Origin of the sequence: Arthrobacter crusticola (assembly GCF_004357995.1) — a bacterium.
Taxonomy (GTDB): domain Bacteria; phylum Actinomycetota; class Actinomycetes; order Actinomycetales; family Micrococcaceae; genus Arthrobacter_D; species Arthrobacter_D crusticola.
In genome coordinates this window covers 548,990-572,284 of the sequence record NZ_SMTK01000003.1, presented here as the reverse complement: position 1 = coordinate 572,284, position 23,295 = coordinate 548,990, and the positions used below count along the sequence as shown (strand labels likewise).

The 23,295-nt window shown below is 69.0% G+C and carries 27 protein-coding genes; 13 read left to right on the top strand and 14 right to left on the bottom strand.

What is annotated here, in order from left to right; all coding sequences use genetic code 11:
• Nucleotides 1-21: 21 nt before the first annotated feature.
• The 3 genes from E2F48_RS10470 to E2F48_RS10460 all read left to right on the top strand — a co-directional run bounded on the left by E2F48_RS10470 (nt 22) and on the right by E2F48_RS10460 (nt 1,647).
• Nucleotides 22-273: a PspC domain-containing protein gene (locus E2F48_RS10470; protein ID WP_133403913.1), complete on the top strand. Its 252-nt coding sequence runs from the start codon at nt 22-24 to the stop codon at nt 271-273.
• Between the two features lie 91 nt (nt 274-364).
• Nucleotides 365-1,042, top strand: coding sequence for a hypothetical protein (locus E2F48_RS10465; protein WP_133403912.1), 678 nt, complete (start codon nt 365-367; stop codon nt 1,040-1,042).
• Nucleotides 1,043-1,056: 14 nt separating this feature from the next.
• Nucleotides 1,057-1,647, top strand: coding sequence for a GNAT family N-acetyltransferase (locus E2F48_RS10460; protein WP_133403911.1), 591 nt, complete (start codon nt 1,057-1,059; stop codon nt 1,645-1,647).
• A 90-nt stretch (nt 1,648-1,737) separates the two neighbouring features.
• Here the strand turns inward: E2F48_RS10460 and E2F48_RS10455 are convergent, their stop codons facing one another.
• Together E2F48_RS10455 and E2F48_RS10450 are read right to left on the bottom strand one after the other, a co-directional pair.
• Nucleotides 1,738-2,463, bottom strand: coding sequence for an SDR family oxidoreductase (locus E2F48_RS10455; protein WP_133403910.1), 726 nt, complete (start codon nt 2,461-2,463; stop codon nt 1,738-1,740).
• 83 nt (nt 2,464-2,546) lie between these two features.
• Nucleotides 2,547-3,653 carry a calcium:cation antiporter gene (locus E2F48_RS10450; RefSeq protein ID WP_165968755.1) on the bottom strand — a complete coding sequence of 369 codons (1,107 nt, stop codon included), beginning with the start codon at nt 3,651-3,653 and terminating at the stop codon, nt 2,547-2,549.
• Nucleotides 3,654-3,982: 329 nt separating this feature from the next.
• Between E2F48_RS10450 and E2F48_RS10445 the strand changes: the two genes are divergently transcribed.
• Nucleotides 3,983-5,032, top strand: coding sequence for a redoxin domain-containing protein (locus E2F48_RS10445; protein WP_133403908.1), 1,050 nt, complete (start codon nt 3,983-3,985; stop codon nt 5,030-5,032).
• A gap of 171 nt (nt 5,033-5,203) precedes the next feature.
• Here E2F48_RS10445 and E2F48_RS10440 read toward each other — a convergent pair whose 3' ends face one another.
• Complete coding sequence (locus E2F48_RS10440) at nt 5,204-6,442, bottom strand: MFS transporter (protein WP_221411665.1); 1,239 nt, start codon at nt 6,440-6,442, stop codon at nt 5,204-5,206.
• Nucleotides 6,443-6,655: 213 nt separating this feature from the next.
• Here E2F48_RS10440 and E2F48_RS10435 point away from each other — a divergent pair, with 213 nt between their 5' ends.
• A complete protein-coding gene (locus tag E2F48_RS10435; RefSeq protein WP_281274799.1) occupies nt 6,656-7,693 on the top strand; it encodes a nitronate monooxygenase in 1,038 nt (345 codons plus the stop codon).
• A 27-nt stretch (nt 7,694-7,720) separates the two neighbouring features.
• Here E2F48_RS10435 and E2F48_RS10430 read toward each other — a convergent pair whose 3' ends face one another.
• The 5 genes from E2F48_RS10430 to E2F48_RS10410 all read right to left on the bottom strand — a co-directional run bounded on the left by E2F48_RS10430 (nt 7,721) and on the right by E2F48_RS10410 (nt 12,271).
• Nucleotides 7,721-8,041 (bottom strand): DUF3040 domain-containing protein, encoded by a 321-nt coding sequence (locus E2F48_RS10430; RefSeq protein WP_133403906.1) that lies wholly within the window; start codon nt 8,039-8,041, stop codon nt 7,721-7,723.
• 158 nt (nt 8,042-8,199) lie between these two features.
• Nucleotides 8,200-9,636, bottom strand: a complete 1,437-nt coding sequence (locus tag E2F48_RS10425; protein ID WP_133403905.1) for a dihydrolipoyl dehydrogenase family protein — start codon at nt 9,634-9,636, stop codon at nt 8,200-8,202.
• Between the two features lie 155 nt (nt 9,637-9,791).
• Nucleotides 9,792-10,238: a VOC family protein gene (locus tag E2F48_RS10420; protein WP_133403904.1), complete on the bottom strand. Its 447-nt coding sequence runs from the start codon at nt 10,236-10,238 to the stop codon at nt 9,792-9,794.
• A 101-nt stretch (nt 10,239-10,339) separates the two neighbouring features.
• Nucleotides 10,340-10,786, bottom strand: a complete 447-nt coding sequence (locus E2F48_RS10415) for a VOC family protein (protein WP_133403904.1) — start codon at nt 10,784-10,786, stop codon at nt 10,340-10,342.
• A gap of 489 nt (nt 10,787-11,275) precedes the next feature.
• Nucleotides 11,276-12,271 (bottom strand): MBL fold metallo-hydrolase, encoded by a 996-nt coding sequence (locus E2F48_RS10410; protein ID WP_133403903.1) that lies wholly within the window; start codon nt 12,269-12,271, stop codon nt 11,276-11,278.
• A gap of 122 nt (nt 12,272-12,393) precedes the next feature.
• On the opposite strand from E2F48_RS10410, the gene E2F48_RS10405 reads away from it, so the two are divergent.
• Nucleotides 12,394-13,452: an NAD(P)H-dependent flavin oxidoreductase gene (locus E2F48_RS10405; RefSeq protein WP_133403902.1), complete on the top strand. Its 1,059-nt coding sequence runs from the start codon at nt 12,394-12,396 to the stop codon at nt 13,450-13,452.
• 15 nt (nt 13,453-13,467) lie between these two features.
• Here E2F48_RS10405 and E2F48_RS10400 read toward each other — a convergent pair whose 3' ends face one another.
• Together E2F48_RS10400 and E2F48_RS10395 are read right to left on the bottom strand one after the other, a co-directional pair.
• Entirely contained in the window at nt 13,468-13,875 is a 408-nt protein-coding gene (locus E2F48_RS10400; RefSeq protein WP_133403901.1) for an SgcJ/EcaC family oxidoreductase, read from the bottom strand.
• 77 nt (nt 13,876-13,952) lie between these two features.
• Nucleotides 13,953-14,660, bottom strand: a complete 708-nt coding sequence (locus tag E2F48_RS10395; RefSeq protein WP_133403900.1) for an SDR family NAD(P)-dependent oxidoreductase — start codon at nt 14,658-14,660, stop codon at nt 13,953-13,955.
• 75 nt (nt 14,661-14,735) lie between these two features.
• Between E2F48_RS10395 and E2F48_RS10390 the strand changes: the two genes are divergently transcribed.
• The 5 genes from E2F48_RS10390 (at nt 14,736) to E2F48_RS10370 (ending at nt 17,397) form a co-directional block, all read left to right on the top strand.
• Complete coding sequence (locus E2F48_RS10390) at nt 14,736-15,344, top strand: TetR/AcrR family transcriptional regulator (protein WP_133403899.1); 609 nt, start codon at nt 14,736-14,738, stop codon at nt 15,342-15,344.
• Nucleotides 15,341-15,913: a GNAT family N-acetyltransferase gene (locus E2F48_RS10385; RefSeq protein ID WP_246018804.1), complete on the top strand. Its 573-nt coding sequence runs from the start codon at nt 15,341-15,343 to the stop codon at nt 15,911-15,913. The genes E2F48_RS10390 and E2F48_RS10385 overlap by 4 nt, the downstream gene beginning before the upstream one ends.
• A 75-nt stretch (nt 15,914-15,988) precedes the next feature.
• Nucleotides 15,989-16,294: a DUF4193 domain-containing protein gene (locus E2F48_RS10380; protein WP_133403898.1), complete on the top strand. Its 306-nt coding sequence runs from the start codon at nt 15,989-15,991 to the stop codon at nt 16,292-16,294.
• 54 nt (nt 16,295-16,348) lie between these two features.
• On the top strand, nt 16,349-16,471 hold the full coding sequence (locus E2F48_RS10375) for a ribosomal protein bL36 (RefSeq protein WP_120164674.1): 123 nt from the start codon (nt 16,349-16,351) through the stop codon (nt 16,469-16,471).
• 140 nt (nt 16,472-16,611) lie between these two features.
• On the top strand, nt 16,612-17,397 hold the full coding sequence (locus E2F48_RS10370) for a carotenoid biosynthesis protein (protein WP_165968741.1): 786 nt from the start codon (nt 16,612-16,614) through the stop codon (nt 17,395-17,397).
• Nucleotides 17,398-17,409: 12 nt separating this feature from the next.
• Here the strand turns inward: E2F48_RS10370 and E2F48_RS10365 are convergent, their stop codons facing one another.
• Together E2F48_RS10365 and E2F48_RS10360 are read right to left on the bottom strand one after the other, a co-directional pair.
• Nucleotides 17,410-18,843: a phytoene desaturase family protein gene (locus E2F48_RS10365; RefSeq protein WP_133403896.1), complete on the bottom strand. Its 1,434-nt coding sequence runs from the start codon at nt 18,841-18,843 to the stop codon at nt 17,410-17,412.
• Nucleotides 18,840-19,706, bottom strand: coding sequence for a UbiA family prenyltransferase (locus E2F48_RS10360; RefSeq protein WP_133403895.1), 867 nt, complete (start codon nt 19,704-19,706; stop codon nt 18,840-18,842). The genes E2F48_RS10365 and E2F48_RS10360 overlap by 4 nt, the downstream gene beginning before the upstream one ends.
• A gap of 218 nt (nt 19,707-19,924) precedes the next feature.
• Here E2F48_RS10360 and E2F48_RS10355 point away from each other — a divergent pair, with 218 nt between their 5' ends.
• The gene (locus E2F48_RS10355; RefSeq protein ID WP_133403894.1) at nt 19,925-20,950 is read left to right on the top strand and encodes a 6-phosphofructokinase; all 1,026 of its coding nucleotides are present in this window, start codon (nt 19,925-19,927) and stop codon (nt 20,948-20,950) included.
• A 62-nt stretch (nt 20,951-21,012) separates the two neighbouring features.
• Nucleotides 21,013-21,726 carry a GNAT family N-acetyltransferase gene (locus tag E2F48_RS10350; protein ID WP_133403893.1) on the top strand — a complete coding sequence of 238 codons (714 nt, stop codon included), beginning with the start codon at nt 21,013-21,015 and terminating at the stop codon, nt 21,724-21,726.
• Between the two features lie 22 nt (nt 21,727-21,748).
• Here E2F48_RS10350 and E2F48_RS10345 read toward each other — a convergent pair whose 3' ends face one another.
• Nucleotides 21,749-22,153, bottom strand: a complete 405-nt coding sequence (locus E2F48_RS10345) for an ankyrin repeat domain-containing protein (RefSeq protein WP_133403892.1) — start codon at nt 22,151-22,153, stop codon at nt 21,749-21,751.
• Nucleotides 22,150-23,235 (bottom strand): CAF17-like 4Fe-4S cluster assembly/insertion protein YgfZ, encoded by a 1,086-nt coding sequence (gene ygfZ, locus E2F48_RS10340; RefSeq protein WP_133403891.1) that lies wholly within the window; start codon nt 23,233-23,235, stop codon nt 22,150-22,152. The genes E2F48_RS10345 and ygfZ overlap by 4 nt, the downstream gene beginning before the upstream one ends.
• Nucleotides 23,236-23,295 lie beyond the last annotated feature (60 nt).

Here is a 23,295-nt window from a genome sequence, read left to right as displayed (position 1 = left end):
CAGCCAAACGAAAGGCTCACCATGGACACCTTCTTCCGGATCCTCCGCTCCTCCCCCGTCAAGCGCGCACCCGGCGGCATCCTTGGGGGCGTCGCCTCGGGGATCGCGGCGCAGTTCAACTGGCCGGTGTCCTATGTGCGGATCGCAATGCTCCTGAGCTTCCTGCTTCCGGTAGTGAGCCTTCCGATGTACGGGGTGCTGTGGCTCCTGCTGCCCAAGACCGACGGGACGATCGCCCTGGAGCAGCTGCTGAACCGCACCACCCGCCGGTGATCAACGGAAGACCCGGTGCGGCGCCTCCGCACCGGGTCTTCCGCTGCCCGGCCCCGGTGCGCCGGGCGGGCACCGGAACTACGATGAAGCCGTGGAGCCCCTCTTCGAATTCGCCGGCAGCTACTGGTGGCTCATCTTCCCGCTGAGCGGGGTGTTCGCTGCCTGGGGGCGGTCCTGGTCCCGGGCCAACGAGCGCAGGCACCAGCGCAGGGTGGAGCTTTACACCCTGAAGCACCAGGGCGAGCAGGTCCGGCAGGCGCGGATCGGCGAAGTGGAAGCGGTGACCGCCGCCCACGATGCCGTCAATCGGAAGTGGCTGGACTATGAACTCGACGTGGGGAAGCTGATCGACTACCCCCTGATGACCGACGTGCGTGAACCCCTGACGGTCGCCTTCCTCCGCGCCAAGCGCACGGCCGACGCACTCCGCCCGGCCGAGCCGGACACCCTGAGCGCCGCCGAATTCGCCGAGTACCGCGCGGCGGTCAACGACTACGACGTCGCCTTCCAGGTCGCCGAGGCGGAGGCGCGCCGGCTGAAGGACTCGGCCTTCACCGGGCCCGAACGCCAGCGGCTGGCCCGGGCACGGAAACTCCTCGCCCTGGCGCTGGACAACGCGGCCAGCCCGGCCGAGCGTCAGACCGCGTACCGGCGGGCGCGGCGGGAACTCGACGGACTGATCGTGCTGCCGGACACGGCGGTTGCCTCCCTGGAGGCGAAGGTGGCAAGGATGCTGGACGGCGGTCCGGGGCCCTCCGCCACCGGATGACCTACACTTCCACCATGTCCCCGCCGGTCCTCTTTTCCGCGCAGCCCACCCTCAGGGGAAACCTGTGCACGCTGCGGCCCTTCACCGCCGAGGACATCGAGGCGATGGGGCCGGTCCTTGCGGACCCCGAGGTGCGGCGCCTCACCGGAAGCGTCCACACCTCCGCGGAGGCGGAGGCCGGGACGCAGGGGCTGGATGAGCGCACGCGCACCTGGTACCGGACGCGCGCCCACCAGACGGACCGCCTCGACCTGGCTGTCCTCGATTCGGGCACCGGGCACTGCGTGGGTGAGGCGGTGCTCAACGAATGGCAGCCCGACGACGACGCCTGCAACTTCCGCATTCTGCTCGGGCCGGCGGGGCGGGACCGCGGCATTGGATCCGAGGCGACGCGCCTTCTCATCGGCCATGCCTTCGCCGCCACAGGGCTCCACCGGATTTCCCTCGAAGTCTTTGCGTTCAACCCCCGCGCCCGCCGGGCCTACGAGAAGGCGGGCTTCGTCGTGGAGGGCACCCTGCGGGAGGTGTTCAAGTTCGACGGCGAGTACATCGACGCCGTCCTGATGTCGGTTCTGCGCCCTGATTGGGAGCGCGCAGGCGGCTGAAGCTGCCCTCCACCTGAAGCAGCGGGCCTCCTTGGCTGGAGGACCCGCTGCTTCGGTCGAGGGCAGCTTCGTCCGGGACGGAGCGGCCGGTTAGCTGGCCCTGAGGTCCCGGACGGTGAGGTCGGGGTAGAGCTGCGAGAGGTCGCCGGCGAGCGCCCCGCGCACATTGTGGGTCAGCTCGCCGAAGAGCACCTCCGGCTCACCGTCCTCGACGGCGTCCAGGGCTGCGGAGACCACCTCGGCGGGGTCGGACTTCTGCTCGGCCGGGATGTGCGCGCCCATATCGGTGTCCATCCAGCCGACGTGCAGCGCGGAGACGGCGATGCCCCGGGGGGCGAGTTCCTGCCGGGTGGCGTTCGTCATCGCCCAGGAGGCCGCCTTCGCGGCGCTGTACGCTCCGACGTCGGGGAAATGCGCCCAGGACAGCACGGAGAGCACATTGTGGATCGCTCCACCGCCGTTCGCGGCGATGATCGGCGCGAATGCCCGCGTCATCTCGAGGGTGCCGAAGAAGTTGGTCTCCATCTCCTGTCGCACCGCGTCCGCGGAGCCCTCGAGGAGGCTCGTGGGGGTGAGGATGCCCGCGTTGTTGATCAGGATGTTGACGTCCTGCGCGGCGGCCGCGGCCGCGGCGACGGCGGCGGGATCGGTGATATCCAGGGCTAAGGGCACGACGCCGGGCTGGCCGACCTCGATGCCGGACCGTGAGGCCGCGTAGACCTTCACTGCTCCCCGTTCGAGGAGCTCCTCGACGAAGAGACGGCCGAGGCCACGGTTGGACCCGGTGACAAGAACAGTTGAACCCTGAATACGCATGAGAGAAGCCTTTTGTTGGAGGATTGGTCCCATTTTAGGACCATATACTCCTAAACTATGACGAAAGCCCCTCCTATTCCCCGTTAAGGGTTGATCGCCAGGAAGATGAACGCCGCCAACAGGATGAGGTGCACGGTTCCCTGGAGCCGCGTCGCCCGGCCCGGCGCCACGGTGAGGACGCTGACGACCACCGTCAAGGTCAGCAGCACAATTTGGGTGGAGCCGAGGCCGAGGATCAGGGGGCCCTCAAGCCAGAGGGTGGACAGGGCAATCACGGGAACGGTCAGTCCGATGCTCGCAATCGCCGAGCCGTACCCGAGGTTGAGGCTGGTTTGAATGCGGTCCCGCAGTGCCGCGCGGGTGGCGGCGATGCCCTCCGGCGTGAGCACCAGCAGTGCGATGACCACACCGACGAACGACTCGGGAATGCCGGCCGCCTTCACCCCCGCCTCAATGGCGGGTGACACGGCCTTCGCCAGTCCGACGACAGCCACGAGGGCAACGGCCAACAGGCCGAGGCTGAGCAGTGCCGCGCGCGTGCTGGGAGGTGGGGCGTGCTCCTCGGCGTCGTCGGCGGCCGCAGCACGCCGGCCCGGGTGTGCCGGCACCGGCAGGAAGAAGTCGCGGTGGCGCACTGTCTGGGTGGAGACGAAGGCGGCATACAGGGCAAGGGAGGCGATCCCGGCGAAGGCCAGCTGCGCCGGGGAGAATTCCGGCCCGGAGCGGGCGGAGGTGAAGCTGGGCAGCACCAGGGTCATGGTGGCGAGCATGGCGATCACGCCCAGGGCGGCACCCGTCCCTTCGGTGTTGAACCGGACGGTCCCGAAGCGCACTGCGCCCACGAGCAGCGCCAGTCCCACGATTCCGTTCGCGGTGATCATCACCGCGGCGAACACCGTGTCCCGAGCCAGGGAGGCGGTCTCGGGTCCGCCGGAGATCATGAGCGTGATGATCAGCGCCACCTCGATCACCGTCACCGCCACGGCGAGGACGAGCGACCCGAAGGGCTCCCCCACCCGGTGTGCGATCACCTCTGCATGGTGCACCGCGGCGAGGATCGATCCCACCAGGACGACGGCGACGGCGGCGACGGCCAGGGCGCCAAGGTTCCGCTGCCAGGTCAGGACCAGCACGACCAGTGCCACCACAGGGACGGTGACGGTCCAGGAGGACTGCAGGCGTCCGATCAGCGAGGTCACAGGGTCCCTCCGCCCGTTGGCCCATTCGTTCTGGCCCCACCGTCCGTTCCCGGTCCGGTTCGCTTCCAGTTCCGGTCCACGCCGCTCCTCCACCCTGTTCCGACCTCCACTGTTACTCCGACCTCCACTGTTACGATCCATGCTGCTCCGACCCTCGAGTCGGACTACCACTTCCCTCCACCTTCGCCCGTTGCGGCCCCCCGGCGCAACGCGGGACGGGCCGTACCGGCGCGGCGGCCGGGTGTCATACGAGTGCGGTGCACGGGCCGGAGTGCCCATAATGGTCCACCGGGGCCCGCAACGAGCGAAGGAACTCCATCATGACTTCCGAAGACGACTTCCCCAGAAACTTCCTGAATGACGTCGGTCCGGCCGAAAGCCCGGCCAGCGAGCCCGGGGGCCTGCTACCGGAGGAGGAGCCGTTTTCCTTCGCCGGCGCCACCGGGTGGCTCAACTCGCCCCCCTTGACCGGGGCGGCCCTGCGCGGCCGTGTGGTCCTGGTCAACTTCTGGACTTACACGTGCATCAACTGGCTCCGGGCCCTGCCGTACGTGCGCGCCTGGGAGGAGGCCTACCGGCGCCATGGCCTGGTGGTGATCGGGGTGCACTCACCCGAATTTTCCTTCGAACACGACGTCGGGAATGTCCGGCCCGCCATGGAGGCCCTGTCCATCGGCTATCCGGTCGCTGTCGATAACTCCTTTCGAGTCTGGCGCTCCTTCGACAACCATTACTGGCCGGCGGTGTATCTCGTGGACGCGCAGGGCCGCCTCCGCCATACCAGCTTCGGTGAGGGCGGCTACGACGAAACCGAGGCGGCACTCCGGCGGCTGCTGACCGAGGCGGGGGCCGCCGATCCCGGTCCGGCGGTGGGGCCGGTCTCCGGCACGGGAATTGAAGCGGCCGCGGACTGGAAAACCCTCCGGTCGGCCGAAACCTACCTCGGATATCAACGGACCTCCGGGTTCGCGTCCCCGGACGGCCTGGCGGGCGACAGCGTGCACGCCTATACCGCGCCTCCACGACTGCGCCGCGGGCAGTGGGCGCTGGCCGGCAGTTGGAGGGCCGGTGCGGAGGCGGCGGTGTCCGAAGCTCCTGGAGGACGTCTTTTCTGCCGCTTCCACGCCCGCGACGTCCACCTGGTCGCGGCTCCGGCGGCACCGGGATCGGAGGTGCGCCTGCGGGTCATGGTTGACGGCCGGGAACCCGGCGCCGCTTCCGGCCTGGACATCGACCCGGCCGGCTACGGCACCATCACCCGGCCCGGCCTGTACCAGCTCCTCCGCCGCAGCGGCCCCGGCGCCGAGGGCACCGCCGAGATCGAGTTCCTTGACCCGGGAGCGGGGGTCTACTGCTTCACCTTTGGGTAGGGGAACCGGCCCGCCGGCGTCCCTGCCTGTGGCCCCGCGCGGCGCCCCGCACATGCAGAACGCGCCACCCGGTGGGTACCGGATGGCGCGTTCGTCGTGCGTTAGGCTGCTGCCCCGCGGAGCCGGGCGGTCTATGCGGCCCTGCAGGAGCCCGTTACGGGCGGGCCGAGGCTAGGCCCGGGCCGTGCGGGTGATGCGGAACTGTGCGATCAGGCCGATCAGCACGAGGAGCAGGATTACGGCTCCATATCCCACAATCGTGGTCGGAAAACCCAGGGGCGCGGCGAGCAGGCCGACGAGGACGACCGGCAGGCCGAAGGCGATGTAGGCGACGACGAAGACGGACGCGATGGTTCCCGCGCGGTGCTGCGCGTCGGTCAGCGGCATGATGAGACGCAGGGATGCCGAGAAGGCGCTGCCGAAGCCGATACCCCCGATCACGAAGCTGACGACCATCAGAACGAGGGTCCCGGTGAGCACGCTCGTTACGTTGCCGATGGCAGCGACGGCCGCGGCGTAGATCCCGAGCTTTATTCCGGCGCGCGGGGCCAGGCGGGAGAACACGATGCCGGAGACCGCCGAGGCGGCCGACGCAACGAAGCCGACCAGGCCGTTGACCAGGGCGCTGTCAACCTCGAAGACGTTCCGCACGAGCGTCGGCGCGAGCCCGAGGGAGAGCCCGCCGAGCATCCAGGTCGCGGCGATGACGGGGGCGGCGGCGGCGAATTCCTTCCGGGCAGCGGCAGCGACGGCCATGCGCGGGATCAGGGAACGCCACGCTCCGGGGCGGCGCGTCGCACTCTCGGGGGTCAGGGCGACGACGATGATCCCCAGAACCGCGATGACGGCGAGGACCGTAAAGATCAGGCCGTTCGGGGAAGGGGTGAACTCGATGGCCAACCCGGCAAGCAGGGCGCCCAGGGCGAGGCCGCCGGTCACGGCGACACTGCCAAGGATGGCACCGAGTTTCTTGTGCTTCACCGGGGCGAGCTCGGCGAGCGAGGCCGAGAAGGCGCTGGTCGCGGCGCCCGTGGCGATGCCCTGGACAACCCGCGCAGCGATCACCCAGCCGGCGTCGGGCGCGAGAATGAACATTATGGTCGAGACGAACTGCACCAGGAGAGCGCCGATGAGCACGGGCCTGCGGCCGATGTGGTCGGAGAGGGAGCCCGCCGTCAGGAGGGCCGCGAGGAAACCTCCGGCGTAGGCGGCGAACGCCGCCGTCAGGACGACCGCCGGAAAGTTCCATTCGTCCTGGTAAAGCGGTAGCAGGGGTGTCGGCGCTCCTGCCGCAAGGTACAGACTGGTGAAGGCGATCGCGCTTCCCACGAAGGCTACCGGGGCGGGAAGGGTGAAGCGGGAACGAGCAGCAGGTGCTGAGCTGTCGATGGGTGATTGGGTGGTGGACAAGTGAGTCTCCTGGTGGCGCGGCTGACCGCGAGGTGATGTTGACCGCCGCACGCTGGCCGTGCAGCTCGTGGTTGACGGGCTCCGGCCTGAAAAGCTGGACGTGCGGTCGACTTTGACTAAATGTGAATTACTGAAAGCGAACCGGAGTTTCCGCGTCTGCGGGCTCCGCCGTCCGACCACCCAACGCACTTCCGTACGAAAGGAACCGGCCTTGTGAACGCCTCCACGTATAGAGCTAACCGTTTTGCTATCACTCGCATTCCCCGGCCGGTGATCCAGGCGCCGATGGCCGGTGGCCCGTCCACGCCGCGGCTGGCCGCCGCGGTGAGCACGGCGGGCGGACTTGGGTTCCTCGCCGCGGGTTACAAGACGGCCGGCGCCCTGCGCGCCGAGATCACCGCGGTGCGGGAAGCGACCGAGGCCCCGTTCGGCGTCAATCTCTTCGTCCCCCAGCCCTCGGTTGCCCGCCCCGGAGAACTGGCCGAGTATGCGCGGACCCTCACCCCCGAAGCGGAACGCCTCGGGGTGGAACCGGGCGAGCCGAGGTACGACGACGACGACTGGGAGAACAAGATCGCCGTCCTGCTCGACCTCGCTCCGGCCGTCGCGTCCTTCACCTTCGACGTACCGGAGCCCGGGATCATCGAAGCGCTTCAGGACCGGGGGGTGGCCGTGACGGTCACCGTCACGTCGCGGCCCGAAGCGGAACGGGCCGCCGCCGCGGGGGCCGATTCGCTTTCGGTTCAGGGGCCCGAAGCCGGCGGCCACCGCGGAACCTTCGACGCCACCGCACCGGGCGATCCAACGCCCCTGTACGCGCTCCTCGAAGACCTGGCCGGGCTCGGAATCCCCCTCATCGCCGCCGGCGGCATCGCCACCCGTGCCGATGTCCAGGAGGCACTGTCCCGCGGTGCCGTGGCCGTGCAGGCCGGCACCGCCTTCCTGCAGGCCGAGGAGGCGGGAACGCGGGCGGCGCACCGGGCGGCGCTGGCCTCACCCGCGTTTCCCGCCACGGCTGTCACGAGGGCCTTCTCGGGGCGGTACGCCCGGGGCCTTTCCAACGACTTCATGAGGCGTTACGACCCGGTGGCGCCGTTCGGCTATCCCGAAATCCATCACCTGACGAGTCCGCTGCGGGCGGCCGCGGCCGCGGCGAACGACCCCCACGGCATCAATCTGTGGGCCGGCACCGGCTTCGACCGGTGCGTTGCCGGGTCCGCGGCGTCGATCCTGGCCCGGCTCAGCGACTGAGTGCGGTGCCGGGCGCCGGTCGAATGATCAACGCCGAAGTTCGGGAAGCAACCACTGAGGGGTGGGCGGCTTCGGTCCGGCTGTGCTTAGCGCGACGTGCAGGCCGGCGACCATCACGGCGAAGCCAAACACGCCGACAAAGATGCTGGGAGCCAGGCCCGGAAGCATCAATCCCACGAAAACGGTGACGATTCCGACGAAATCGATCAACACGCCGAGGACGATTCGCCGGGTTGATAGGGTCGGCGCCGCAGGCGCGGCCAATGTAGCGGCTAACCTGGGGTCCTCGTCCTCGAGCTGTTTCTCAAGCTGTTCGAACAGTTGCTGCTCGCGGTCCGAAAGCGCCATCGGGATCTCCTTGACTGTCCGGCACAGATGCCGGGGTGGTGTGCCCTGGTACGGGCGGGTGGTGGTGTGCCCTGTACGGGCGGTGGGTGGGCGTGTACCGCCAGGGGCGGCCCGGACGGGGCCGCCCCTGGCGGAGCTGCGGTTTCTGGCGGGGCCGGCTACTTGGCCCGGACCGGCTCGGGGCGGCCGTAGGTCTCGAGCAGGCGGAGCCAGATCTCACTGATCGTCGGGTACGCCGGCACTGCGTGCCAGAGACGGTCGAGGGGGACCTCGCCGACGATGATCATGGTCGCGGCCTGGACCAGCTCGGCGACGTCGGGTCCGACGAAGGTCACCCCGAGGACCACCTTGCGCTTTTCATCGACGATCATGCGGGCCTTGCCGGTGTACCCATCGGCGTGGACCGAGGCGCCCGCAGTCCAGCCGAGCTCGTAGTCCACCACCCGGATTTCATAACCGGCGCGGCGCGCGGCCGCGGCGGTCAGGCCCACCGAGGCGACCTCGGGGTCGGTGAAGGTCACCTGCGGAACCGCCTCGTGATCGGCGGTCGCCACATGCGTGCCCCACGGCCCGTCCGAGACCACGGCGCCGGTGGCCCGGGCCGCAATCACGTCGCCTGCCGCGCGGGCCTGGTACTTGCCCTGGTGGGTCAGCAGCACCCGCCCGGTCACGTCGCCGACGGCGTAGAGCCAGTCGTAGCCGGGCACCTGCAGCGTGTCGTCGGTTGCCAGCCAGGCTCCGGGGGTGAGCCCCACGGTCTCCAGGCCGATGTCGGAGCTGCGCGGGCTGCGCCCGGTGGCCACGATCACCTCTCCGGCGGTGATCGTGCCGCCGTCGGCCGTCTCGACGGTAACGGTATCCCCGTCCCGGGTGACCTTCGTGGTCTTGGTGTCGGTGAGCACGGTGGCACCCAGCTCGCGCAGGGATGCGCCCACCATTTCGCCCGCGAAGGGCTCCATCTCGGTGAGCAGGCCGCTGCGGGCGATCAGGGTGACCTTCGTGCCGAAGCCGGCGAAGGCGGTTGCCATCTCCGTTGCCACGACACCGCCGCCAATGATGGCAAGGCTTTCGGGCACGGATTTGATGCTGGTTGCCTCCCGGGACGTCCACGGGCGGGCCTCGGCCAGGCCTTCGATGGGGGGAATCACGGCATCGGAGCCGGTGGTCACAGCCACCGCGTGGCGTGCGGTGAGCACGGTGACGGTCCCGTCGTCGGCGGTCACGGTGACCTCCTTGGTGCCGCTGATCCGTCCGTGGCCGCGCACAAGGTCGATTCCGGCACCTTCGAGCCAGCCCACCTGGCCGGCGTCGTCCCAGTTGCTGGTGAACGCGTTCCGCCGGGCGAGCACCGCGTCAACGTCCAGCTCGCCGGTGATGGCCTCGGCCGCGCCGGGCATGTGCCGGGCCGCGCGCAGCACCTGGGCCGAGCGCAGCAGGGCCTTCGAGGGCATGCACGCCCAATACGAGCACTCGCCTCCGACCAGCTCGGCCTCAACGACCACTGCGGTCAATCCGCCCTGGACAGCACGGTCGGCCACATTCTCACCAACCGCACCTCCACCCAGGACGATCAGGTCGTACTCTTTCTTTTCCATTGTCGTGTCTTCCCTCAAAATTTCGCTCTGCCTTGAATCTCTTCTGCGTGGATGTCTTCTACGTTCCGGTGTTGCTCCACCGGCACGGTCCTGCTTGTTCGAACCGCCGCGGCGCCCGGTGATCCGGACGCCGCGGCGGGGTCTATTGGCCGGAGTTAGATGCGGCCGGGCAGGCGGGTGGTGATTTCCTGGAGGAACCAGCCGTTGCCGTCGGGGTCGGTGAAGGAGGCGTAGGAGGCGTAGGTCTTGCGCTCCGGGTCGGGCCCGGGGACGCGGTCCTTCTCCCCCTCGTGGTGCCAGATGCCCTTGGCGTCGTGCCAGACCTCCGAGATCTCGATGCCGCGGGCGGCGATGTCCTCGCGGGCGGCAATGATGTCATCAACGATCAGGTACAGGCCCTGCAGGGAGCCGGGGGCGCCGGCAGTGATGCCCTTGCCGATCATGATCGAGGCACCCGAGCCCGGAGGGGTGAACTGGACGACCCGGAGGTCCTCGTCAACGGTGAAGTCGGCGTCGAAGCGCCAACCCAGCGAGTCGTAGAAGGCCTTGGCCCGGTCCACGTCCGTGACGGGAACGGCTACGACCTCAAGCTTGAATTCCATAACAATCCTCTTCCTGGTTAGTGGTGGTGGTTGATAGTGGTGGTTGGTGCCGCCGCGGCGCCCGGTGATCCGGACGCCGCGGCGGGGTCTATTGGCCGGAGTTAGATGCGGCCGGGCAGGCGGGTGGTGATTTCCTGGAGGAACCAGCCGTTGCCGTCGGGGTCGGTGAAGGAGGCGTAGGAGGCGTAGGTCTTGCGCTCCGGGTCGGGCCCGGGGACGCGGTCCTTCTCCCCCTCGTGGTGCCAGATGCCCTTGGCGTCGTGCCAGACCTCCGAGATCTCGATGCCGCGGGCGGCGATGTCCTCGCGGGCGGCAATGATGTCATCAACGATCAGGTACAGGCCCTGCAGGGAGCCGGGGGCGCCGGCAGTGATGCCCTTGCCGATCATGATCGAGGCACCCGAGCCCGGAGGGGTGAACTGGACGACCCGGAGGTCCTCGTCAACGGTGAAGTCGGCGTCGAAGCGCCAACCCAGCGAGTCGTAGAAGGCCTTGGCCCGGTCCACGTCCGTGACGGGAACGGCTACGACCTCAAGCTTGAATTCCATAACGGGTCCTTTTCTTCCTCGGCTGTGTGATTTGTTGTTGAAGGTGCCGCCGGGCCGGATTCCCCTGCACTATCCCGGCTCTCGTAAAGGCGGAAATGGGAAGTGTTATTCCGCGGAGGGCCGGCAGAACAATCACGGCCGGCTATTGAAATGCGTATTGCTCGACGGTGGGCCTGCAAGCTGCCCATCCGGAGAATTCTGGTACTCCTAAAGTAGGAGTACTCGATCGTGTATGCGTATCAACTCGAAGGCGGAGAAAATAATTCCCCTGCGGCCGAACCCCCTTCCGACGGTTGCTCCGCAGACGCCGGGACGGGATACCGAGCAGGCGGAGGCAGAGATCTGCAGGGTGGAGCAGCGGGCATCCGGCAGCGGCAGCGGCCCGAACGGACTGCTGTTGAGCGCGTGGAAGACTCCTGCGCCGGGAGCGTCCGGCCCCCTCAGGAGGGCCGGCCGGCACCTACGGCCGCAGCACGGGACGGCGCCCTCCTAGTCGGCAATGCCGAACGGGCCGAGGCTTCCGTAGTCGAGGCGCAGGGCCTCCATCATGGCCCAGGCGTTGGGCAGGGTGAACACGTCCGCTCCGCCCAGCCGGTCCACCCAGCGCGGAATCAGTTCGTCGGCCGACTTCGCCGCGACCGCATCAAGGTAGGCCCGGAAGACCGCCCAGGCGTTCGACATATCAACCGGGGCCATAATCTCCCCAAAATCCACCGAGGACAGCGCCGCCTCCGTCGTCTTGTGCAGGTCGGCCAGGTACTCGGCCTGCACCTCGACATCCTTGCGGGTGCCGGTGCGGGTTACGTGTCCGGGGACCAGCTTCTCGAAGGAGTACCCGAGCGTCTGGTCGACGGCGGTGACGTATCCGGGGATATTGGCGGACACGGCAAGGTTCGAGAACGGCACCCACCCCGGGAAGATGACGTCCACAAGCATCAGCACCTGGCGCTTGGGCTCGTGGATGAAAATGTTCCCTTCGGCATGGTTGGGACCCTTGTAGTCGAGCTGCAGGGTGTGATCGCCCGACTGCAGCGTGTAGCCGTCGTCGAACTCGACCGTGGGAAGGGGGCGGTTCGGATCGCCGAGCTTCCGCAGCCGCTCCGCAGTGATCCGTTGGGCATACCGGGGTACGTCCTGGGGGTAGAGCGACATTGCCCCGACGTGGTCGGCATGCTGGTGGCTGTAGACAATCTGGGTGATGGGCTTCGACGTCACGCCCTTGATCGCCCGAAGAATGTTGTGACCCAGGGTCGGCGGAGCATCGACGGCAATGACTCCATCATCGGTGACGACGAACATCATCTGATAGGTGCCGTCACTCAACAGGAACATTCCGTCGGCGAGCTCCTCGACGTAGTATCCCTCATCCGGAACCTTCGGCCCGCGGGCGATCTCGGGAACGGGTGCGGTGGGGACCAATCGCAGCGACGCTGCGGCCTCGGTAAAACTGAACGGCTTCCAGGGGGCTTCCGGGTCTGCAGACATGGTGGAACGCCTTTCTAGATGTTCGGTCTACTATGGGGCTTTAGTTATAGGTGAGTGCCTAATGTCATGTCAAGAATGGAAAGGTCAACAATGAAACATCACGAAATGAAAGGCCGGCAAGCATGACTTTGCTGCGGCAGACACGGGTGGCCGACCTGCTCGGCCTAAATTTCCCCATTATCCAGGGCCCCTTCGGCGGCGGCCTCTCCTCCGAACCCCTTGTCGCCGCCGTCGCGGAGGCGGGCGGACTTGGATCCTTTGGCGCCCACCACCTCCGTCCCGAGGAGATCACGGCGCTGGTGGGCCGGCTCAAGACCGCGACAGCCCGGCCCTTCGCGGTCAACCTCTGGATACCGCTGGGTGGTGAACCAGCGGCCAGCGTCGACCAACTGGCGGCACAGGCGGCGTTGCTGGCCCCGTATTTCGAGGAGTTGGGCATCGACCCGCCGGACCCGACGGTGGGTGCGCCGATTGACTTCGATGCCCAGCTGGACGCACTCCTGGCCGCGGCACCGCCGGTCATCAGTTTCGTGTTCGGCGCGCCTGCTGCCGACACCGTGGACCGCGCGCGGCGCGCCGGAATCCGCCTGGTGGGAACGGCAACGACGGTCGACGAGGCGGCCACCCTTGAGGAGGCCGGCGTGGATGTGATCGTCGCCTCGGGCAGCGACGCCGGCGGGCACCGCGGAGCCTTCCTTGCCCCGGCGGAGGAATCCCTGGTCGGGACGTTCTCGCTGGTGCCCCAGGTGGTGGCGGCTGTTCACACGCCGGTCGTCGCCGCCGGCGGAATTGCCACGCCCTCCCAGGTCCGTGCGGCACACGAACTGGGGGCCGAGGGTGTGCAGGTTGGAACGGCGTTCCTCGTGTCGGATGAGTCCGCCGCCTCGGCGGTCCACAAGGAGGCGGTCACCGGGCCGGCCGGCCGCAGCACGGTCCTGACCGGCGCCTTCACCGGGCGCCTGGCCCGGGGTCTGGTCAACCGGGTCACCCGGGAGGCGTCAGGGTGGGACACCCAGGTTCCCTATCCGGCCCTTGGCTCGATGACCTCGCCGTTCCGCAGGGCCGCAGAGGAGAGGGGCCGGGCCGATCTCGCGAGTTTCTGGGCCGGGCAGTCGGCTCCCCTGGCCCGGCTGGGCCCCGCCGCCGAAATCTTCGCCTCGTTTGCCGGGGCGTACGACTGACGGCGGGGCCGGACCCTACTGGATCTTCGAGACGTGGTAGTGGCTGATGAGCCAGCTTCCGCCGGCTCGCTGCAGCACCACCGTCAGGTGGACCGGAATCACCCGGCCGTCAAGGAACGAGAAGTCGACGTCGGCGTAGGCCACCAGGACGTCGACCGACAGCCGGCGGTGCTCGAGGATCCGGTAGTCGGCCCGCAGACCGGCCGGCTGCTTCTCGTAGTAGGCGGTGACGACGGGCCGGCCGATGCCATGGCTCCTGTCAAGGCCCTGGAAGATGGCATCCTCGGTGAAAAGGGATGCCACCTCCTCCGGCCGGTGGTCCCGGATTCCGTTCGCCCAGGCGGCGAAGACCGCATTGACGATACCGAGTGTGCCGGTGTCCGAGGCGTTCGCTTCAGGTGCTTCGATTCCAGACGGTTCCATGTCTTGTCCTTCAATTGGAGTGCGGACACCTCCGGTGTCCCTGTCGGCGAGCGGGAGTGCGGCCCGCTCCGGGAAAGCTAGCTGCCGGCGCTCTGGCCGCCGTCGACGTGGAGGACATCGCCGGTGACGAACGGTGCCTGCTCCAGGTAGAGGACACCCTTGGCGATGTCCTCGACGGTGCCCATCCGGCCGATCGGGTGCTGCCCGGCGAGCTCGTCATGGTTGTTCCCTGCGTGCAGCGGGGTCTTGATGTGCCCCGGGGAGACGGCGTTGACGCGGATTCCGCGGCCCGCATATTCGACGGCGAGCGACTTGGTGACCGAGGAGACGCCGCCCTTGGTGAGGTTGGCCAGGGCGGAGGGAAGGCCCGAGTTGGCGTACTCGACCAGGGTCGTGGTCACATTCACCACGTGTCCGGAGCCCTGCTCGAGCATCCGGGAAATCGCCTGCTGGGTCACGTAGAAGAACCCGCCGAGGTTCACCTGCACCACCCGGTCGTAATCCTCTTTCGTGTACTCGGTGAAGGGCTTGCCGACGAAGATGCCGGCGTTGTTCACGAGGGTGTCGATGCGCCCGAACTTCTCGATCGCCGTGGTGACGACCTTCTCCGCGACGGCGGGATCCGAGATGTCACCGGCGACGGTCACGAAGTCGGGCTCATCGGCGGGGGCGATGGAACGGGAGTTTGCGACGACGGCATAGCCGATGCCGCGAAGGGCTGCGGCGAGCCCTTCCCCGATACCCTGTGACCCCCCGGTGACGACGGCGACCTTGCGAGATTCCATAGTGTGCAGCTTTCTGTAGACGATCGGTCAACTACCAATTGCACAGTTATAGCCGACTGGTCTTATAATTGCAACATGGGACGAAAATCAGACGCACGCGAAAGAATCCTGGAGGCCGGCACGGCGCTCTTCCAGCAGCGCGCCTATGCTTCGATCGGCGTGGCCGAAATCTGCACCGCAGCCGGCGTGCCGAAGGGGAGCTTCTACCACTTCTTCCCGTCGAAGCAGGCGCTCGCCCTCGAGGTGATCAATGCGCACTGGATCAAGCAGGGCGCCCAGTGGTCGGGCATCCTCACCTCCTCGGAGCCCGCCCTCGACCGCCTGCGGAAGCTCTTCCTCGCCACGGCGGAGGTGCAGACGACGGCACTGAAGGGAACAGGCTCGGTCACCGGATGTCTCTTCGGCAACCTCGCCCTCGAGGTCAGTGCGCAGGATAATCCGGTGCGGGAACGCCTGCAGCAGATCTTCGAGGAACAGATCGACCTCCTCGAGGCCACTGTCCGGGAGGGCGCCGCTGCCGGGGAATTCGCAGGAGTCGACCCCCGCGGCGCGGCCAAGTCGATCGTCGCGCAGATCGAAGGGATGGTTCTCTTCGCCAAGTTGTTCAACGATCCCGGCCAGCTCGATGCCCTGTGGCAGAACAGCCTCGCCCTCCTCGGACTCCAGCCCGCTCCTGCCGCGTGAGGCCTCCGGAGGCCGCCCGCCTGACCGGCGGCGTCGAGGCGGCCCCGCTGCGCAGCTCGGACGCTGAGCGCCTTGCCGCGGCGTACAGCCGCAACCGGGACCACCTGGCGCCCTGGGAGCCCGCGCGCTCCGACCGGTTCTTCACCTCCGCGGGTCAGCGGGAGGCCATCGACGCGAAAGCCGCCCTCGTCGAGGCCGGTTCGGAGGTGCCGTGGGTCCTGCTCCGGAACGGGCAGGTCGTCGGGACGGTCACCATCACCGGGATCGTGCGAGGCCCCTTCCTCAACGGCCACCTGGGGTACTGGGTGGACTCGGAGTTGACCGGGCGCGGGATCGGCTCGGCCGCCGTCGCCTTCGCGGTGGAGGCAGCGCAGGACGTCCTCGGGCTGCACCGCCTGCAGGCAGCGATACTGCCGCACAACAGCGCCTCCCAACGGGTGCTGGACCGGGCGGGGTTCGAGGAGATCGGGGTGGCCCGGGCGTACCTCAGGATCGCCGGACGGTGGCAGGACCACCGGCTCTACCAGCGCATCCTCGAGCCCCCCGGTGCGGCCGCCGTTCGGGAATAGACGCAGGCCGCGCCCTGTTATCGACTGCACGAGTTAGGTCAATCCTGGTCTCGTTTGAAGGAGAATAAGCACTTTATGGCAACCGATTACGACGCCCCACGCGTCGCCCAAGAGGACCAGCCCGTCAACGAGTCGCTCGAGGCGATCAAGGCCAAGCACGGCGGCAATTCGCAGACGGCGGTCATCGACGTTGAGGAAAGCGACCTGGCTGACGGCTTTGAACTGCCGGGCGCGGACCTCTCCCACGAGGAGCTGCAGATCCAGGTCGTCCCCCAGCAGGACGACGAGTTCACCTGTATGAACTGCTTCCTGGTCCGCCACCGGAGCCAGCTGGCCCGCGAGCACAATGGAGCGATGTACTGCTCCGAGTGCGAGAGCTGAGCCGGCCCCCGGCACCCCCATACCATCCGCATAGTCAGCAGCAGGGAGTACATCATGAAGGTACGCAATTCGCTCAGGGCCCTCAAGGCCATCCCCGGCGGCCAGATCGTCCGCCGCCGTGGACGCACCATGGTCATCAATAAGAAGAACCCCCGGATCAAGGCCCGCCAGGGCTGATCGGGCACCTTCAGCGGCCGGCACGCGCACAGCGTGCCGGCCGTTGCCGTTAACGGGACCGCCACGCCACGGCACTGATATTCAACGTCACTGATATACAGCGGCACCGCCACGGCGGGCCGACCTGCAAAGATGGGCAGGTGCCGCACCCCGCCAGAACCCGCCGCTTTCCGCCCCTGCTCGCCGCCGCCTGCCTGTTCCTGCTGGTGTCCGGGTATTTCGTCGTCCGGTTCCCGGACACCCCGGGGGCCGATACCGCCTCCTACTTCTTCAACCTCCTCATCGCGCTTCCAGCGTTCGTCGCCCTGGTCCGCCAGCTGGGGCCCGCCCGGGCCGCGGCCGCGCTGGCCGCGGTGTCGGTCTTCGGCTACCTGATCGAGGGCGTCGGCGTGGCCACCGGCTTCCCCTACGGCGACTTCTCCTACGGCGATCCCCTCGGGCCGAAGGCCTTCGGCCTGGTGCCGTTCCTGCTGCCGCTGTCCTATGTTCCACTGGTGATCGGAACTGTCGCTGTCTTCGCGGGACGGTGGACGGCCCTGCGGACCATCGCCGCCTCGGCGGTGCTGCTGGTCCTTGTCGACGGAGTCCTCGACCCGGGTGCTGTCTCACTGCGGTTCTGGATCTGGGCCGACGGCGGACCCTACTACGGGGTACCGCTGAGCAACTACGCCGGCTGGCTGCTGTCCGGGCTGTGCGCCGCGGCGCTCCTGACCCTTCTGGGTGGACGGCGCCTCACCCGCCGCCCTGTCCGGCCCGGACTGCTCGACAGCCTGCTGCTCTCGCTCAGTTTCTGGCTCGGCGTCTCGATCTTTTCCGCACTGGTTTTCCCCGCCGTGCTGGCGGCGGCACTCCTCGCCTTCGTGGTGCGGCACCGCATTGCGCTCGCCGCCGCCCCCACGCCTGCTCCGGCCGCCAGGCACGCCTGATCCGCCGGCCGGTCAGGACCGCCGGCGCCGTGGAAGCGAGCGCAGCAGCCGTTCCGTGGACATCATCGCCCCGCCCAGGACCGCCGGCAGCCCACCGCCGGGATGCACCGAGGCACCCACCCGCCACAGCCAGGGCCTGCGGGGGTTCCACTGGGCCGGAACGTGGAACGGCCCGCTGAGCCACGCGGGGTGGACGGCCCCGTAGAGCGCCCCGCCGGCCGACCCGGCCTCGCTGAAATACGCCGGGTCGAGGACGACGTGTTCGCCCAGATAGCCGTCCAGGGGCTCCGGCAGTCCGAGTGCCCGCGAGACCCGGTCGACCTCTCCGGCGATGAAACGGTCGTCCAGGGCGTAGGCCCGGCCGTTCGCCGGGCTGGTCAGCAGCAGGGCAAGCGTCGGGGCCGCATTCGGGTACACCTCGCCCGCCGGATAGTAGTTCGCAAAGGCCATGGTCTGCCCCGGTTCCGCCCCGGCCTCCAGCGCGCCGTAAAGCTCCTCCGGGGAATCGGGCAGGATCACGCTGTGCCGGGGCGTCCCCTCGGGCAGCGGCCGGTCCAGCACCGCGTACAGTCCCACGGCCGAGCAGGAAAGCCTCCGCGGCGTCCGCGGTGTCCGGCCGGTCAGCAGCCGGGCCAACCGCTGCGTATCGACGCCGGCGACGACGGCGTCCGCCGGGTAGGTCCCCCGGGCCGTGCGCACGCTGCCTCTCCGGACCCTCTCCACCGGTTCCCCCGTGGAGATATCCACCCCTGCGTCCACCGCCAGCCGCTCCAGTGCCAGCACCAGGTCATACACCCCGCCGCGGGGCACCCAGACGCCGTCGTGGGCCATGACCGCAGGCATGCTCGCGTACAGCGCGGGTGTCCGGGTGGGACTGACCCCGGCGTTGAGGGTGTGGATCGCGATGACCTCCCGGAGCCCCTCCGGGAGCCAGGGCAGGCTGTCCAGGTAGCTGCGGGTGGTGAGGCGGCCCCCGTACAGCCGGGCGAGCCGGGTGAGCGCGGGATACGCGGCACGTTCGAGCGGAGGGGTTGTCAGCAGCGTGGTGACCTCCGGCCCGAGGCCCCCGTGCAGCGCAGCGAACCGTTCCCAGGCAGCATGCCAGGGGTGGCCGGGCGGCACCGGAAGGCTGCAGGACTCGCCCCGGAAGGAGTACGTTCCCACCTCGGCGAGCCGAACGAGTTCGAGCCCGGCGGTGCCGGCGGCGCTGCCGGGCGCTCTGCCGGTGAGGGCGTCGATGCGGCGGAGCAGTTCTTCCCAGACTCCCGGGAAGGTGAACAGCGAGGGTCCGGTGTCCATGCGCTGCCCGGCAACCTCAACACGCCGGCTCTTCCCGCCCAGGTTGGCCCCGCCCTCCAGCACGGTCACCGCGTGCCCGGCGGCGCCGAGGAGGGCGGCGGCCGCCAGGGACCCGATGCCTCCGCCCACGACGACGATCCGGCTCATCGGTAGATTCCCAGCAGCAGCGACCCGGTGAGCTGCACTCCTGCCACGGTGCCCGCGACATACGGGAAGGCGATGGAGTACCGGTAGAGCCGGTGCCCGGTTGCCGGGGACGGCGAGCGCAGGAGCGAGACGAGCAGCCAGCCGGCGATCCCGCCGCTCACGATGGCCACGGGCAGGCTCACCAGGGCGAAGCAGACCGTGGAGAGGGCCCACCAGAACCCGCTCCAGCCGACGACGCCGCGCGCGCCCAGGCGCACCGCCGTCGTCGTGATCCCGGCCGCACTATCCTCCTCGATGTCCTGGACGGCGTCGAAGGTGTGCTTGGCGGCGCTCCAGGCCATCAGGCCGACGGCGGCAGGCCAGAGGGGCGCGGCACCGAGCGCGAGCGGGACGAAGACCAGGGGAAAGGCGTAGGCGGCGTTGCTGAGGGAATCGAGGTAGGGGCGGGCCTTGAAGCGCGGCGGCGGGGCGGAATAGGCGATGAACACCGCCGCGTACAGGCCGATCCAGGCCAGGGCCGGCCACGGCAGGATCGCCAGGAACCAGGCGAGGAACGGGAGGTTCGTGGCGGCCACCCATATCCAGATGGAGCGGACCTCAGCGGCCCGGATGCGCGCGCCCTCGAGCGATCCCTTCCGCGGATTCAGCGCATCGGTGTCCTGGTCGAAAATGTCGTTGACGCCGTAGATCAGCAGGTTGAAGGGCAGCGTCAGCCAGATCAGCAACGCCAGCGCCCCCGGATCCCACAGCTCGCCGGCGAGCCACATGCCCACCGCGCCGGTGCCCAGGGTGTTGATCCAAAGCACGGGCCGCGAGATGGCAACCATCCGGGACGGTGCGGCGAGCAACCCTGATCGGGGCACGCGGGTCCTCCTTGGCTCGAATTCGGGCTGAAAACCGCCGGTCCGGACCTCGCCCGGCTGCGCGTGCGGCCGCGCGGCCCCTGGCGCTTTCCCAACACTACGGGCCCACCACGGCGGAAGAGTGCGCCGGTGTCCGTTCCCGTGTGTCTAGAATCATAGTTGAGCTCGACGGCGCGCTCTGCGATGAACCGTCAACCCAGCTGAAGGAACACACCCCTATGAAAATCGGAATGCTCACGAGTGGCGGCGACTGCCCCGGCCTGAACGCTGTGATCCGGGGGGCGGTCCTCAAGGGAATCAAGGTCCACGGCCAGGAGTTCGTCGGCTTCCGCGACGGCTGGCGCGGCGTCGTCGAGGGGGACGCCGTGGAACTGCAGCGCCACGCCGTGCGGGGCATCTCCAAACAGGGCGGCACCATCCTCGGCACCTCCCGGACCAATCCCTTCGACGGCAAGGGCGGGGCGGACGCCATCAAGGCCACGATGGACCGTCTTGGCATCGACGCGATGGTCGCCATCGGCGGCGAGGGCACGCTCGCCGCCGCCAAGCGCCTCACCGACGCCGGACTCAAGATCGTCGGTGTGCCCAAGACCGTCGACAACGACCTCGACGCCACCGACTACACGTTCGGCTTTGACACCGCCGTGCAGATCGCCACCGAGGCCATCGACCGGCTGCGCACCACCGGGGAATCCCACAGCCGGTGCATGATCGCCGAGGTCATGGGCCGCCACGTTGGCTGGATCGCCCTGCACGCGGGCATGGCCTCCGGGGCCCACGCCATCCTCATCCCCGAACAGCAGACGAGCATCGAACAGATCGCCCGGTGGGTCAGCGAGGCCAACGCACGCGGCCGGGCGCCGCTGGTCGTGGTTGCCGAAGGCTTCGTGCCCTCCCACATGGAACAGCCCCACTCGGAGCGCGGCCTCGATACCTTCGGCCGTCCCCGCCTGGGCGGCATCGCCGACCAGCTGGCGCCGGAGATCGAAGCCCGCACCGGCATCGAGACCCGGGCCACGATCCTGGGGCACATCCAGCGCGGCGGGGTCCCCTCCTCCTTCGACCGGGTCCTGGCCACCCGCCTGGGCATGGCCGCCGTCGATTCCGTGGCGGACGGCCTTTGGGGCACCATGGTCTCCCTCCACGGAACCGAGATCGCCCACGTCGGGTTCGAGGACGCCCTCGGCAACCTCAAGCGGGTTCCGCAGCACCGCTACGACGAGGCCGCCATCCTGTTCGGGTGATCTTCGTCCCGCCCGCGCCGCACGGAGCCGGGCGCGGCGTCCGTCCGTGTTAGTTTGCCGTCATGGAACTTGACCCGGGAACCGTGGCCATCATCCAACTGGCCTGGTCGAGGCTGCTCCGGCTCGAGGACGCGGCGTTGGCCGGCGACCCCGCCGAACGGATCGTGAGGGTCGATGAGGCCTCGGGCCGGCTCACCTTCGTGACCCTCTTCGGCAAAGAGGCGCTGGTGGGCCCGGAGTGGGCGGTTGAGGCCGCCCGGCGCCTTCCGGGTGTCCAGCTGCGGCAGCAGAGCACCCTGGTGGAGCTGAGCCGGAAACACGGAGGCAGGTCCCTGGGCGAGGCCCAGCTGTACTTCAGCGATACCCTGCCCAACCTCGAGGTCCTTCGAAACACCGCGGTGTCGAGCGACCAGGAGTTCGTCGACGGGCTGGAACGGATGTGCCCGCCCGACGACGTGTCCGAGGCCGGGCTGGGCAGCCTCGACCACCGGTTCATCCTCGTCGACGACCGGCGCCCGGAGAACCCGGCCCCGCTCGCGGGAGCGGGCTACGAGCCGTGGGCGGGAATCCTTGCCCACCTTCGAGTGCTGACCGCCCCCCAGCACCGCGGCCGGGGCCTGGCCGGCCGGATCACCGCCGTCGCCGTCGAGGAAGCCATGGCCGCCGGATTTGTGCCCCAGTGGCGCGCCCGCGTTGACAATACTGCCTCCCAGCGGGCCGCGCGCCGCGCCGGATTCGCCTTCGGCGGCACGCAGACCAGCGTGGCCCTTGGCTGAACCGCCGACCCGGGCGCGGCGGTCAGTCGAACAGCTCGGTCAGGTCCGTCCGCTCGAACATCCTCGCGGCGTCGCGCGCACTCGGGGTGCCCGCGTCGGGGTCTGCCCCCGCCTCATAGAGCAGCTGCGCGGTCGAGGTGTGGCCCTTGAACACCGCACCCGCCAACGGGGTCTGGCCGCGGTCATTGGCCTTGTTGACGTCGGCTCCGCGCCCCACGAGGTCCCTCACGATGGCCGGGTGGCCGTTGTAGGAGGCGAGCATCAACAGGGAGTCCCCCGCCGTATTGGTCAGGTCCGGCGGAACCCCGGCGTCGAGGTAGCGGACCAGGGTGGCGGCGTCGCCGTGGCGCGCCGCGTCGAAAAGCCGGCTGGCGAGGGCGAACGCCGCCTCGGCACCGGCATCCGCACCGGTGTCCCGGCCGGTCACCGGGGGCCCTTCAGGAAACCGGTGGCCCGGCCCACGACCTGGCCGGCGTCGGGGGGAACGATAACCTCCTGGGCGGCCGCGTACTGCTCGTCGGCGTCCTGCACCAGAAGCCGGGCGGACGGGTCGACCGAGCGCTTCACCACCGCGAGGGCGATGGGGCCCATCTCCCAGTGGTGCGCCACCGAGGTGATCCGCCCGACCGTGCGGCCCTCGGCGACGATGCCGCTGCCGCGTGCGGGAAGCGTGTGCTGGCTGCCGTCGAGGTGGAGGAAGACCAGCCGGCGCGGCGGGTGCCCGAGGTTGTGGACCCGTGCCACGGTCTCCTGGCCCTTGTAGCAGCCCTTGGCCAGGTGCACGGCGGTGCGCATCAGGTCCAGTTCGTGGGGGATGGTCTTGTCGTCGGTCTCGAACCCGACGCGCGGGCGCCAGGCGGCGATGCGCAGCGCCTCCGCCGCCATCATTCCCGCCGGCGTATAGCCCTCAAGCCCGGTTACCGCCTCGAGGAGCGAGACCTGCGGGATGAGGTACTCGAACCAGGGACGCTCCAGGCCCGGGTGGGATTCCACCGCGGAGTAGGCGAACCCTCCGGCGCCGACGCCCGGCCACGGGTCGGCCCAGACGGTGCGCCCTTCGAAGGCGTCGATCCGTGCCACCGAGCCCACCACGGCCCAGTCCGCCGAAACGTCGGCGATCTCCACGCGCAGCATGAACTTCATCCGCTGGAGCCATTCGGTGAGCCCGGGCGCCTCGGCGCCCTCGACGATCAGCCAGGCGGTGGCGCCGTCATCGACGATGCGGGCACTGAAGTCGATGCGCCCCTGGACGCTCAGCAGGAGGGTCTCCGACGCCTCGCCGGGCGCCAGCTTGAGCAGCAGCTGGGAGGAGAGCGTATTGAGCCAGCTCAACCGGTCGGGTCCGGTGACGGTCACGACGCCCCGGTGGGAGAGGTCGACGACAGCCTGCCCCTGGGCGAGGAGGCGCTGTTCGCGGAAGGGATCCCCGTAGTGGGCGGCGACGGCCTCGTCGGGGGCACCGCCCGGGACGGCTCCGGGCAGGCTGAGGAGCGGGCTGGTGTAAGTCATGTGGATGTAACGCCTTTCAGGCGGTGCTATTCCCCCGTCCGGCCGGCCGGACGGCACCGT

What these genes read in the sequence shown, in the direction of transcription:
- E2F48_RS10460 (WP_133403911.1), top strand. Translation starts at nt 1,057, where the DNA reads ATGTCCCCGCCGGTCCTCTTTTCCGCGCAGCCCACCCTCAGGGGAAAC.
- E2F48_RS10350 (WP_133403893.1), top strand. Translation starts at nt 21,013, where the DNA reads ATGGAACTTGACCCGGGAACCGTGGCCATCATCCAACTGGCCTGGTCG.
- E2F48_RS10405 (WP_133403902.1), top strand. Translation starts at nt 12,394, where the DNA reads ATGACTTTGCTGCGGCAGACACGGGTGGCCGACCTGCTCGGCCTAAAT.
- E2F48_RS10425 (WP_133403905.1), bottom strand. Translation starts at nt 9,636, where the DNA reads ATGGAAAAGAAAGAGTACGACCTGATCGTCCTGGGTGGAGGTGCGGTT.
- E2F48_RS10455 (WP_133403910.1), bottom strand. Translation starts at nt 2,463, where the DNA reads ATGCGTATTCAGGGTTCAACTGTTCTTGTCACCGGGTCCAACCGTGGC.
- E2F48_RS10395 (WP_133403900.1), bottom strand. Translation starts at nt 14,660, where the DNA reads ATGGAATCTCGCAAGGTCGCCGTCGTCACCGGGGGGTCACAGGGTATC.
- E2F48_RS10365 (WP_133403896.1), bottom strand. Translation starts at nt 18,843, where the DNA reads ATGAGCCGGATCGTCGTCGTGGGCGGAGGCATCGGGTCCCTGGCGGCC.
- E2F48_RS10375 (WP_120164674.1), top strand. Translation starts at nt 16,349, where the DNA reads ATGAAGGTACGCAATTCGCTCAGGGCCCTCAAGGCCATCCCCGGCGGC.
- E2F48_RS10380 (WP_133403898.1), top strand. Translation starts at nt 15,989, where the DNA reads ATGGCAACCGATTACGACGCCCCACGCGTCGCCCAAGAGGACCAGCCC.
- E2F48_RS10415 (WP_133403904.1), bottom strand. Translation starts at nt 10,786, where the DNA reads ATGGAATTCAAGCTTGAGGTCGTAGCCGTTCCCGTCACGGACGTGGAC.
- E2F48_RS10430 (WP_133403906.1), bottom strand. Translation starts at nt 8,041, where the DNA reads ATGGCGCTTTCGGACCGCGAGCAGCAACTGTTCGAACAGCTTGAGAAA.
- E2F48_RS10445 (WP_133403908.1), top strand. Translation starts at nt 3,983, where the DNA reads ATGACTTCCGAAGACGACTTCCCCAGAAACTTCCTGAATGACGTCGGT.
- ygfZ (WP_133403891.1), bottom strand. Translation starts at nt 23,235, where the DNA reads ATGACTTACACCAGCCCGCTCCTCAGCCTGCCCGGAGCCGTCCCGGGC.
- E2F48_RS10400 (WP_133403901.1), bottom strand. Translation starts at nt 13,875, where the DNA reads ATGGAACCGTCTGGAATCGAAGCACCTGAAGCGAACGCCTCGGACACC.
- E2F48_RS10355 (WP_133403894.1), top strand. Translation starts at nt 19,925, where the DNA reads ATGAAAATCGGAATGCTCACGAGTGGCGGCGACTGCCCCGGCCTGAAC.
- E2F48_RS10390 (WP_133403899.1), top strand. Translation starts at nt 14,736, where the DNA reads ATGGGACGAAAATCAGACGCACGCGAAAGAATCCTGGAGGCCGGCACG.
- E2F48_RS10470 (WP_133403913.1), top strand. Translation starts at nt 22, where the DNA reads ATGGACACCTTCTTCCGGATCCTCCGCTCCTCCCCCGTCAAGCGCGCA.
- E2F48_RS10420 (WP_133403904.1), bottom strand. Translation starts at nt 10,238, where the DNA reads ATGGAATTCAAGCTTGAGGTCGTAGCCGTTCCCGTCACGGACGTGGAC.
- E2F48_RS10410 (WP_133403903.1), bottom strand. Translation starts at nt 12,271, where the DNA reads ATGTCTGCAGACCCGGAAGCCCCCTGGAAGCCGTTCAGTTTTACCGAG.